Raw genomic sequence first — 11,390 nt, forward strand, 5'->3', positions numbered from 1 at the left:
CGGGGGGCCATCCGCCGGCGGACCGGCGGATGGCGTGCTTCCATGGACGGATCAGAATTCCTTCCAGTCCGCGTCGTCCTGGAAGGCGGACTGCAGTTCCGCCTGCATGCGAGCCGCGCCGCCCGATGCGGCGACCTTGCGCGCCGGCGGACGCGGGGCGGGCTTCGCCGCCGCCGGGCGAACCGGGACCTTGGCCTTGATCGGCGTCGGCTGGGCGGCGAAGGCGGCGTCGAGCTCGAACTGCGACATGCGGTGCTGCATGTCGTCGGCCTGGTCCTGCAGGAGCCGGCAGGCGGCCGCGTTCTCTTCGACCAGGGCGGAGTTCTGCTGGGTCATCTCGTCCATCTGCGAGACGGCCTTGTTGATCTCCTCGACGCCGGTCGCCTGTTCCTTCGAGGCGGAGGCGATCTCGGAGACGATGTCGGCGACCTTCTTGATCGAACCGACGATCTCGTTCAGCGCCTGGCCGGCGTCGTTGACGAGCTTGACGCCGTCCTTGACCTGGCTGCCCGAGGCCGCGATCAGGGCCTTGATGTCCTTCGCCGCACCCGACGAACGCTGGGCGAGCGAGCGGACTTCCGAGGCGACGACCGCGAAGCCCTTGCCGGCGTCGCCGGCGCGTGCCGCCTCGACCGCGGCATTGAGGGCGAGCAGGTTGGTCTGGAAGGCGATCTCGTCGATCACGCCGATGATGTCGGAGATCTTCTGCGACGAGCTCTCGATCCGGCTCATCGCCTCGACCGCCTTGTCGACCACCTGGCCGCCGTCGGTGGCGGTCGAGCGGGCCGAGATGGCGAGGGTGTTGGCCTGCTGGGCGTTCTCGGCGTTGAGCTTGATGGTGGCGGCCATCTCCTCCATCGAGGCGGCCGTCTCCTCGAGGTTGGAGGCCTGCTGCTCGGTGCGCTTGGAGAGGTCGTTGGTGCCGTTGGTGATCTCGCCGACCGCGGTCGCGATGGTCGAGGACGAGGCGAGGATGTTCGCCACCACCGAGGTCATCGTGTCGATCAGCGAATTGATGCCGCTGCACAGCTCGTGCAGCGAGCCGGTCTTGCCCTCGAGCGGGATGCGGCGGGTCAGATCGTTGTCGCGGGCGGCCGCGATGATCGCCTGGCTCTCGGCGACCGCGGCCTCCATGGCGCGGCTCGCCAGCACCTGCTCGGTGACGTCGGTGGCGTATTTGACCACCTTGAACGGCTTGCCGTTCATGTCGAAGATCGGGTTGTACGAGGCCTGGATGAAGACCTCGCGGCCACCCTTGCCGATGCGCTTGTACTGACCGGCGTCATACTCGCCGCGGCCGAGCTTCTCCCAGAACAACCGGTACTCGTTGCCCTGACGCTCGGTCGGGTCGACAAACATCGAGTGATGCTGGCCCTTGATCTCGTCGAGCGTGTAGCCGAGCGTGTCGAGGAAGTTCTTGTTGGCGTGGCGGACGCGGCCGTCGAGGCCGAATTCGATCACGGCCTGGGCCTTGCCGATCGCTGCGAGCTGACCCTCGAAGTCGGCCGTGCGCAGCTTCTGCTCGGTGATGTCGGTGGCGTATTTGACCACCTTGAACGGCTTGCCGTTCATGTCGAGGATCGGGTTGTAGGACGCCTGGATCCAGACCTCCTTGCCGCCCTTGCCGATGCGCTTGTACTGGCCGGCATCGTATTCGCCGCGGCCGAGCTTCTCCCAGAACAGCCGATAGTCGGCGCCCTGACGTTCGACCGGGTCGACAAACATCGAGTGATGCTGGCCCTTGATCTCGTCGAGCGTGTAGCCGAGCGCGTCGAGGAAGTTCTTGTTGGCATGGCGGACGCGGCCGTCGAGACCGAATTCGATCACGGCCTGGGCCTTGCCGATCGCGTCGAGCTGGCCTTCGAAGTCGGCCGTGCGCAGGCGCTGCTCGGTGATGTCGGTCGCGAACTTCACGACCTTGAACGGCTTGCCGTGGATGTCGAGGATCGGGTTGTAGGTCGCCTGGATCCAGACTTCCTTGCCGCCCTTGCCGATGCGCTTGTACTGACCGGCGTCGAACTCGCCGCGGCCGAGCTTCTCCCAGAACAGCCGGTACTCGGTCGTCTGGCGCTCGGCCGGGTCGACGAACATCGAGTGATGCTGGCCCTTGATCTCGTCGAGCGTGTAGCCGAGTGCGTCGAGGAAGTGCTTGTTGGCGGTCACGACGCGGCCGTCGAGGCCGAACTCGATCGTCGCCTGCGCACGTTCGACCGCGTCGACCATGCCGCGGAACACCGCGTTCTCGGCCTCCTTGGCGCGCAGGTGGCCGATCTCCGACCACTCCAGGATGTTGCCGACATAGCGGCCCGAGCGGTCGATCGAGGCATGGACGTGCAGCGCGAAGCGCAGCGGGCCGACGACGATCTCCGTGTGATAGGGCAGGCGGGTCGGGTCGGAGAGCATGTTGCGCTGGTGCGACGGGTTCTTGTGGAACACGTCGATGTTGGTGCCGATGATCCTTTCGGCATCGAAGCTCGGCCACAGCGCGCGGAAATGCTCGGCATTCTCGCGCAGCATGTCGACGGTGGTCTTGTTGGCGTAGGTGACGACGAAGTCGCGGTCGACCATCATGATGGCCGACGAGACGAGATCGACGGTCGTGCGCATCGCGGCATCGTCGACGCCCTTGCGGGCCTTCTTGCCGAGGAAATCGAAGTTGAACCAAGACATGGGAAGAGGTCCTCTTAGGCGGCCATCTGGGACGCCCGGGCGACGACCGAGCGACTGAACAACTGCTCGAGCGAGAGCAGGACGACCATGCCCTCCTCGACGGCGATGATTCCGGAGAGATAGTCGGAGGCGACGCCGCGCTCGGTCTCCGGGACCGGGCGGATCTGGCCCGCGTCGACGGTCAGGATGTCCGAGACGGCATCGACCAGGAGGCCGATGATCCGGTCGGACACCGAGACGATGATCACGACATGGCTCGGTGTCGCCTCGGTCAGTCCGAGGCCGAACCGGCAACGCAGATCGAACACCGGCACGATCGCGCCGCGCAGGTTCATCACCCCGAGCACGAACTCCGGCTGGTTCGGCAGGACCGTGGTCTCGGTCCAGCCCTTGATCTCGCGCACGGCGAGAATGTCGATCGCGTATTCGGCCGTGCCGATCCGGAAGCTGATGAACTGGCGGGGTTCGTCCGCGGCGGCGCCGGCGGGGAGATCCGCGGGCGCCGGAGAAGCTTGGGAGGTTGGGCTCATGGTCATCCGTCGGTCTCCTCAGGCGCTCAGGGCGAGCGGGACGTCGGCCGGCTCGTCGATCGGGCGGGCGGTCGGGCCCCGTCCCGCGTCGGCGCGGCGGCCGGCCGGCCGTTCGGGCAGGCGCGTCAGGTTTTCGATGTCGAGGATCAGCGCGACCCGGCCGTTGCCGAGGATGGTGGCGCCGGAGATGCCGGCGACCGGGTCGTAATTCTCCTGCAGGCTCTTGATGACGACCTGCTGCTGGCCGAGCAGTTCGTCGACCGCGATGCCGATCTTCTCGCCGCTGGCGGTCTCGACCAGCACGACGATGCCGCGCCAGGGCTCGGTGATCGCGCTGGGCACGTCGAAGATCCGGTGCAGCTGCACGAGGCGGTAGAACTGGCCGCGGATCGAGGCGACGTCGCCGCCGCCGGCGAGCGTGCTGACCTGGCCCTTGTCCGGGCGAAAGCTCTCGATGATCGAGGTCAGCGGCAGGATGTACTTCTCCGCGCCGACCGCCACGACCATGCCGTCGAGCACGGCGAGCGTCAGCGGGATCACCAGCGTGAAGCGCGTGCCCTTGCCCAACTGCGACTGCACCTGGATGCGGCCACCGAGATTGACGATGTTGCGGCGGACGACGTCCATGCCGACGCCACGGCCCGAGACGTCGGTCACGGTCTCGGCGGTCGAGAAGCCGGGCGAGAAGATCAGATCGTCGATCTCCTCGTCGGAGAGCTTCGCGTCGGCGGCGATGATGCCCTTGGCGAGCGCCTTGGCGAGGAGGCGCTCGCGGTCGATGCCGCGGCCGTCGTCCTCGAGGTGGATCAGGATGTTGGAGCCGACGTGGGCCGCGGAGAGCGCGATCGTGCCCTCCGGCGGCTTGCCGGCCGCGATCCGCGCCTCGGGCGTCTCGATGCCGTGATCGATCGCGTTGCGGATCATGTGGGTGAGCGGGTCGGCGAGCTCTTCGATGACCGTCTTGTCGACCTCGGTCTGCTCGCCGCTCATCACCAGCCGGACGTGCTTGTCGAGCTTGGCGGAGACCTCGCGGACGAGGCGCGGCATGCGCTGGAACACCGAGCGGACCGGCTGCATCCGGATCGCCATCACGCATTCCTGCAGCTCGCGCGTCAGGGTCGCCAGTTCGTCGCTGCCGCGGATGCTCTCGCGGTCGCCGCCATGGCTCTCCTGCAGCTGCTGGGCGAGCATGGCCTGGGTGATGACCAGCTCGCCGACCATGTTCACGAGGCGATCGACACGGCCGAGATCGACCCGGATCGAGGAGACGCTCGACTTCGCCTGCGCCGCATTGGCGGCGCCGGAGGCTGTGGGTCGGGCCGTCGGTGCGATCGCGGCGGCGACGGCTTCCGGGGTTGCGGGCGTCCGTGTGGCGGCGGCCGGCGAGGCCGTCGGAGAGGGCTCGGCTCCGGCGGCATGCGGCTCGGCATCGTGATCGCCGGCCTCGGCCTCGGCGTCCTGCGCGTCGGGTTCGAACAGTCCCCAGCCATCGGCATCGTCGTCGTCGGCGTCTTCGCCCGCGGCCGGCAGGACCGGCGCGAGGGTCAGATCGCAGTCGGCATCGACGAATTCGAACACTTCGGCGATCTCGCTCTGCGGCCGATCGGTGACGAGCTCGAAGGTCCAAGCGAAATAGGCGTCCTCCGGATCCATGTCGGCGAGCGCGGGCAGGCGGTCGTCGCGCAAGGTCGTCTCGAGCGTGCCGAGACGTTGCAACTCACCAATCAGCAGCAGCGGCTCGTTGGCGTGCCGGAACAGTTCGGCGCGCGGCACGAAGTCGATGCGATAGCATGTGAGGGAATCAGTATGCGTGATACCTGCATCTAATGCAGGTGCGGCCGGTGTTTCGGAGCGGTCGGAAGCCGCGTCCCGGGCGTCCCCGCTCGCGGTCACGGGCGGGCGGGCGGGTGCCGATCCCGCCGTTGCAGACGGGGCGGCCCCGGCCGCTCCGGCGGCGCGGCGTCCGGCCTCGTCGAGCAGCGCCTGCAGTTCCTCGGCGACGTCGGCGCCGAAATCCGGTTCGACCGGGCTGTCGGTCTGGGCGGCCGCGACCAGCGTCGCCAGCACGTCGCCGGCGTGGACCACGGCGGTCGCGACGCGTTCGTTCTGGGTGATCCGGCCGTCGCGCATCCAGTCGAGCAGGGCTTCGAACGTGTGGGAGAAGCCGACCAGCGAACCGAGATTGAACGCGCCGGCGCCGGCCTTGATCGAATGCACCGCGCGGAAGATCGCGTTCAGTTCCTCCGCATCGATCGCCTCGGACTGCAGGCGCGTGAGACGGCCGTCGAGATCGGCGAGGATCTCGCTGCATTCCTCGAAAAAGGTCGCCTTGAACTGGGCGTATTCGCCGCCCTGGCCGCCGGTCGTCATCTCTGCTCGCTCCGCTCGCGGGTCGTCATGTCGGTTCTCTTCCCTCGCAGGGCGAAACCTCAGCGGCCGGGGCACACCTTGTTGACGACCTGGAGCAGCTTGTCGGGCGCGAAGGGCTTGACGATCCAGCCGGTCGCGCCGGCGGCGCGGCCGTCGGCCTTCTTGTCCTCGCCGCCCTCGGTGGTGAGGATCAGGATCGGCGTCGACTTGAAGTTCGGCTTGGCACGCAACTGACGGACCAGCGTGACGCCGTCCATGTTCGGCATGTTGATGTCGGTGATCACCAGATCGACCGACTGGCTCGACAGCACCGACAGGGCACGGACGCCGTCTTCGGCCTCGAGGACGTCGAAGCCCGCGCCGCGCAGCGTGAAGGCGACCATGTCGCGCATGGTCTTGGAATCGTCGACGGCGAGAACACGCCTGGCCATATGTCTGTCTCCTTGATCTCAGGCTCGCTTCAGCAATCCGACATCCTCCAGCGCGCGACGCATCGCGGAGGACGGAGAGCGCAATTTCAGGGATCGCCCCTCGGCCGCCGCGCCACGGGTCGCGGCGAGCAGGACCTGGATCGCCGGCGTGCCGATCCGCTCGACCGCCGCGCCGTCCACCTCGATCCGGGGCGCGCCCGCCATTGCGAGCAACTGCTCGCGCAGCTCGATCGTGGCGGCCATGTCGACATGCGTCGGCAGGGCAACGGACGCGACCGGGTCGCGGGCCGCTTCGCTCATGGCAGTGGCTCCATGTTGATGGGGACCGTGGTCGGGCGAATGCCCAAATCACCGTGGTGTTTTTCCCTAGGGGAACTGCTTTGTCGTTCGCAATGAACTTGGTCTGAATTGGTTTAAGAAAGATAAATTCTAAAGATCGTTTTGATGCGCCTCACGGTAAATTAATAGACAATCCGTGAATAAATTCTCTGTACCTTCCGTGTTGAACTTCTGAAATAATTCTAAGTTCTAATGAAATTTCTGTCTGATGCTCCAATTCCACGGAATCGAAGCGGCTCTTGGTGTCGGCCACGTGGAATCGATTCAGGCCGAGGACAAGAACCACGGCTGGGCAATGGTTGTGCTGGGCGCGAAACTGCTTTTCGCCCCTGGCGACGACTGAAAATCTCTCGGCCTGAAATACTAGAGTTTACGCTGCGCGATCGCTCAGGAGTCTTTGTGAGGCGCCGGTGCTCGCGTGCCGGGAGTTTTCGCGGTATCGGCGCGTCCGACGGTTGGTAAGTAGCCTTACGGACAAAGCCGGGATGCTGGTCGCGCGGCGCGGGCCAGCGCCCCGCGCCTTGTCGGTTTCATGCCGCGGGCCCGGCCGGGCGGCCCCTCTTTGTCGGCCCTCCGACATGCGCGCCGCAGAGGATTGTAAGGGTTGCGCCAATAAGCTGGCGGAGATCAAAATAATTCTTTATGGTTGGATACGTAAATGACAGGATTTGAAATCGAATAATTCCAAACTGGTGAATTTTGAAAAGCTATAATCGGCGGATACTCGGTTGACGGTCGTTGTTCGGTGGATCTAAAGAAGTCTCAGTCAACGCGAACCTCTCGGGGATCTTCGAATGCGTAAAGCTGTCATTCTTGGTTGCTGCCTCCTGCTCGGGGCCGCCGGCGCTGCCTTTGCCAAGGAATACCCGATCGGCAAGCCGCAGCATCAGGGCGGCATGGAGATTGCTGCGGTGTACCTGCAGCCGATCGAAATGGAACCTGCCGGCATGATGCGCGACGCGAAGGAGAGCGACGTTCACCTCGAGGCCGACATCAAGGCCGGCAAGGACAACAAGAACGGCTTCGCGCAGGGCGACTGGGTGCCGGCGCTCGGCGTCGCCTACGAGCTGACCAAGGAAGGCGATGCCGCGCCGATCAAGGGCGAGTTCATGGCCATGGTCGCCAACGACGGTCCGCACTACGGCGACAACGTCAAGCTCAAGGGGCCGGGCAAGTACAAGCTCAAGCTCACGATCTCGCCGCCGGGCGAAGGCGCGGCCGCGCATTCGCACTTCGGCCGCCACGTCGACAAGGAGACCGGCGTCGGTCCTTGGTTCAAGACCTTCACGGTCGAATACGACTTCGTGTTCGCCGGCATCGGCAAGAAGGGCGCCTACTGATGCGGCACCGGCTTCCCGCCCTCATCCTCCTCTGCATGGCCGCGGCCGTGCCGGCGCTGCCGGCGCAGGCGCAGGACCCGACGTTTCGAATCGAATTCGAGGACGGCAAGGTCACGCCGCAGCGGCTCGAGGTGCCGGCGGGAAGCCGTATCGCGCTCGAACTGGTCAACAAGGGCAAGAGCCCGGCCGAGTTCGAGAGCAAGGAGCTGCGCAAGGAGAAGGTTCTGGCGCCGGGCTCGTCCTCGACGCTGATCATCCGGACGCTCGATCCGGGTACCTACGATTTCTTCGACGACTTCCATCCGGACGCGCCGCCGGCCGTCCTGATCGCCAAGTGAAGGGGTGTCGGCAGGCATGACGGCGCAGCTCGGCAACATCGTCTTCATCATCTGGCGCGAGAGCGTCGAGGCGCTGCTGGTCGTCGGCATCCTGAACGCCTGGCTGCAGCGCCAGACCGCGGGTGAGGGCTTTGCCCGCGCCCGCGCGTTCCTCTGGGGCGGCGTCGGTGCCGGGCTCCTGATCGCGGTCGCCTTCGCCGCGGCGCTGATCGGCTTCGGCGACGCGCTGCCGGACGATGCCCAGCAGGCCTATCAGACCGCCGCGGTGCTGATCGCGGCGGCGCTGATCGTGCAGATGGTGTTCTGGATGCGCCGCAATGGCCGCGACCTGAAGCGCAACCTGCATGCCGCGCTCGGCGATGCCGCCGGGCGGCGCAATTGGTGGGGCGTGTTCGTGCTGGCGATGATCGCGGTCGGCCGCGAGGGCAGCGAGACGGCGGTGTTCCTATACGGAACGCTGGTGTCGGGCGCGACCTCCGGGCTCGGCGCCGAGCTCGCCGCGGTCGCGGCCGGTTTCGCGCTCGCGGTCGCCACCTACATGGCGCTGCAGATGGGCGGTCGCATCCTGTCGTGGCGGGTGTTCTTCCGCGCGACCGAGATCATGCTCCTGTTCCTCGCCGCCTCGCTGATCGTCACCGGCATCGATAATCTCGCCGATCTCGGCATGATCCCGTCCGGCTTCGCCGGTCTCGGCCGCAAGGTCTGGGACACCTCGGCGCTGCTTTCCGATGGCGGGCCGATCGGCGGTCTCGTCTCGGCGCTGACCGGCTATCGCGCCCGGCCGGCGCTGCTCGAAGTCATCACCTACGCCACCTATTGGATCGTGGTTCTATGGTTGCTGTCGCCGTCCAGGACCGTCCGCCAGCCGGCTTGACGCCGGATCGTCGGGCCGAGCAGACCGTCGATCGCGCGCTCGCGGCGATCGGCGACTGGCTCATGCGCCATCAGCGCGCGATCCGGGCCGCCCAATGGGCGGTCGTCGGCGTTTATGTGGCTCTGCTCGCGGTGCCGGCGGCGCTGCCGCTGCCGGAGCGCACGGCGCATATCTGGACCAATGTCGTCCTGTTTGCGCAGTTCGTGTTCTGGGGCATCTGGTGGCCGTTCGTGCTGGTCAGCATGGTGCTGGTCGGCCGGCTCTGGTGCGGCGTGCTGTGCCCCGAAGGCGCGCTTGCGGAAGCGGCGAGTCGGCGCGGGCTCGGTCGCGCGGTGCCGCGCTGGATCGCCTGGAAGGGCTGGCCTTTCGTCGCCTTCGCCTGCACGACGATCTACGGCCAGATGGTCAGCGTCTATCAATATGCCCTGCCGGCGCTTCTGGTGCTCGGCGGCTCGACGGTCGCGGCGGTGATCGTCGGTTTCCTGTTCGGCCGCGGCAAGCGGGTGTGGTGCCGGTATCTCTGTCCGGTCAACGGCGTGTTCTCGCTCCTGTCGAAGCTCGCGCCGGTGCATTTCCGTGTCGATACCGGCGCCTGGGCCGCCTGGCCGAAGGCGCCCGGCGCGCAGCCGAAGGTCGATTGCGCGCCGCTGGTGCCGATCCGCACGATGAAGGGCGCCAGCGCCTGCCACATGTGCGGCCGCTGCAGCGGCTACAAGGGCGCGATCACGCTGTCGCGCCGCTCGCCGATGCACGAGATCGTGCATGTCGCCGGGCTCGAGGCGAAGCCTTGGGAGACGGTGCTGATCGTGGTCGGCCTGATGGGCATCGCCTGCGGTGCGTTCCACTGGTCGGCGAGCGCGATCTATGTCGACGTGAAGCAGTTCTTCGCCGAGCAGCTGATCGGGCTCGGCTTCGTCTGGCCGCTCGAGGCGACGATGCCCTGGTGGATCCTGACCGACTATCCGGACCAGAACGACGTCATGACCGTGCTCGACGGCGCCGTGCTGGTCGGCTTCATTCTCGGGACGGCGGCGCTCGTCGCGCTCGGGGTCGGCGCGGCGCTGGCGCTCGCCACACGGCTGACCGGCCGCTGGTCCTGGGCGCGGTTCCATCATCTGGCGCAGGGCCTGATCCCGATCGCGGCGGCCGGCGTGTTCCTCGGCCTGTCGGCGCTGACCGTCACCATGCTGCGCGCGGAAGGGTTCGAGCTCGACTTCGTCTCGCCGCTGCGCGCGGCGCTGCTCGTCGGCGCCGGTCTGTGGTCGCTCGCCTTCGGCTGGCGCATCGCCGGGCTCGCGCCGGTCGGGCTGCCGTCGCGGCTCGCGGCGACGGTCGCCTTCTCGGGCGCAGTCGCGATCGGCGTGGCGAGCTGGGCCTTGTTGTTCTGGACGTTCTGAAAAGCAGTTCTGCTGCTGTCGGTCGCATCCCTTGTTGCGCAAGGGATGTGCATGTGCACATCTGTAGGTCAGGTGTGGCTTCTTTGAATATAGAAGTACTATAAACTGCTGGATTTGTTATTGAATTGATGCGGCTATCGCCATATGACCATTGATGACATGAGGGTGACGTCGCGGTTCTCGGCCTGAAGGGTTTGAGATGCGCGCATCCTGAAACTCATCTGGATTTCATCGATGCGAGACGACAAGGCCATGGAGACGATCGAGGTGCCGGCGGCGGCCGATGCGTCGGCAGGGCCGCCGGTGGTCGATGCGGCCGACCTGCTCGGCGAGACCCGGCAGATCCTGATAGCCCATCGCGGCGAGCACTACCGGCTGCGGATCACGTCCAACGACAAGCTGATCCTGACGAAGTGAGGTGGAGGTCGGCCGGCCGGGCGGTTCGGCCGCCGTCGTCAGGGCGCCTTGGCGCCGACGAGATCGGCGAGCGCGGTCGTCTCCAACGAGCGGAAAAAGGCGCGGTGCGCCGAGAAGATCAGATGCGACAGGCGGTCGTCGGGCGCGGAGGTCGGCAGGAAGCTGACCGGGCAATCGGCCGGCTCGAAGGCGCGGGCGATCTCGCTGACGAAGATGGTCGCCGCCGGCCGCGCGATGCGCAGGCCGCCGTGGCGGCCGCGGGTCGCCAGGATGAAGCCCGCCTGGACCAGGATGTTGGCGGTCTTCTGGACGTTGCGCGGCGTGATCATGGTGATCGCCGCAAGCTTGTTGGCCGTCACGTGCCCCGGCATCGCCTCGGCCAAGGCGGCCATGATCCTGATGGCGTCGACGGTGCGTTGGTTGAGCCACATGGTCGCGCTCCGGCTGCGTCGGCTCGACTGTGAGGCCGGGGGCCGACAACAAGGTTTTCCACTGCCGGCATCGCATTTATTCCGCGGCGCAGCAATAACTTGACGCCACGCGTCAACAATGTTTTATGGAATCCGCTCGTTGCAGGCAGCCAAAGGGCGCTTCCTCCAGCCACCCAGACAATCGAGCGTTTGTCATCGACACATCTGTCATGGGGCGGCCGCACCTCGCAGGAGGGCGGTTGAGGGGCGAAGC

At 66.6% G+C, this 11,390-nt stretch carries 12 protein-coding genes; 6 read left to right on the forward strand and 6 right to left on the reverse strand.

Features of this window, described 5'->3' with window-relative positions; genetic code table 11:
* Nucleotides 1-51: 51 nt before the first annotated feature.
* From ABS361_22265 to ABS361_22285, 5 genes are all read right to left on the reverse strand, one after another.
* Nucleotides 52-2,223: a methyl-accepting chemotaxis protein gene (locus ABS361_22265; GenBank protein XBY46989.1), complete on the reverse strand. Its 2,172-nt coding sequence runs from the start codon at nt 2,221-2,223 to the stop codon at nt 52-54.
* A gap of 461 nt (nt 2,224-2,684) precedes the next feature.
* Complete coding sequence (locus tag ABS361_22270) at nt 2,685-3,206, reverse strand: chemotaxis protein CheW (GenBank protein ID XBY44684.1); 522 nt, start codon at nt 3,204-3,206, stop codon at nt 2,685-2,687.
* 12 nt (nt 3,207-3,218) lie between these two features.
* A complete protein-coding gene (locus ABS361_22275) occupies nt 3,219-5,570 on the reverse strand; it encodes a chemotaxis protein CheA (protein XBY44685.1) in 2,352 nt (783 codons plus the stop codon).
* A 59-nt stretch (nt 5,571-5,629) separates the two neighbouring features.
* Complete coding sequence (locus ABS361_22280; protein XBY44686.1) at nt 5,630-6,001, reverse strand: response regulator; 372 nt, start codon at nt 5,999-6,001, stop codon at nt 5,630-5,632.
* A gap of 18 nt (nt 6,002-6,019) precedes the next feature.
* Nucleotides 6,020-6,301, reverse strand: coding sequence for an STAS domain-containing protein (locus ABS361_22285; protein XBY44687.1), 282 nt, complete (start codon nt 6,299-6,301; stop codon nt 6,020-6,022).
* Nucleotides 6,302-6,548: 247 nt separating this feature from the next.
* Between ABS361_22285 and ABS361_22290 the strand changes: the two genes are divergently transcribed.
* The 6 genes from ABS361_22290 (at nt 6,549) to ABS361_22315 (ending at nt 10,706) form a co-directional block, all read left to right on the forward strand.
* Nucleotides 6,549-6,683, forward strand: coding sequence for a hypothetical protein (locus ABS361_22290; protein XBY44688.1), 135 nt, complete (start codon nt 6,549-6,551; stop codon nt 6,681-6,683).
* A 451-nt stretch (nt 6,684-7,134) separates the two neighbouring features.
* Nucleotides 7,135-7,680 carry an iron transporter gene (locus tag ABS361_22295; GenBank protein ID XBY44689.1) on the forward strand — a complete coding sequence of 182 codons (546 nt, stop codon included), beginning with the start codon at nt 7,135-7,137 and terminating at the stop codon, nt 7,678-7,680.
* A complete protein-coding gene (locus tag ABS361_22300; GenBank protein XBY44690.1) occupies nt 7,680-8,018 on the forward strand; it encodes a cupredoxin domain-containing protein in 339 nt (112 codons plus the stop codon). The genes ABS361_22295 and ABS361_22300 overlap by 1 nt, the downstream gene beginning before the upstream one ends.
* Before the next feature lie 16 nt (nt 8,019-8,034).
* Nucleotides 8,035-8,892: an FTR1 family protein gene (locus ABS361_22305; protein XBY44691.1), complete on the forward strand. Its 858-nt coding sequence runs from the start codon at nt 8,035-8,037 to the stop codon at nt 8,890-8,892.
* Entirely contained in the window at nt 8,850-10,289 is a 1,440-nt protein-coding gene (locus tag ABS361_22310) for a 4Fe-4S binding protein (protein ID XBY44692.1), read from the forward strand. Before ABS361_22305 ends, ABS361_22310 begins: the two co-directional genes overlap by 43 nt.
* Nucleotides 10,290-10,523: 234 nt before the next feature.
* Entirely contained in the window at nt 10,524-10,706 is a 183-nt protein-coding gene (locus tag ABS361_22315) for a hemin uptake protein HemP (GenBank protein XBY44693.1), read from the forward strand.
* Nucleotides 10,707-10,744: 38 nt separating this feature from the next.
* On the opposite strand, the gene ABS361_22320 is transcribed toward ABS361_22315, so the two are convergent.
* The gene (locus ABS361_22320; GenBank protein XBY44694.1) at nt 10,745-11,137 is read right to left on the reverse strand and encodes an Rrf2 family transcriptional regulator; all 393 of its coding nucleotides are present in this window, start codon (nt 11,135-11,137) and stop codon (nt 10,745-10,747) included.
* Nucleotides 11,138-11,390: the final 253 nt, after the last annotated feature.

It is taken from the genome of Ancalomicrobiaceae bacterium S20 (assembly GCA_040269895.1).
GTDB lineage: Bacteria > Pseudomonadota > Alphaproteobacteria > Rhizobiales > Ancalomicrobiaceae > Methyloraptor > Methyloraptor flagellatus.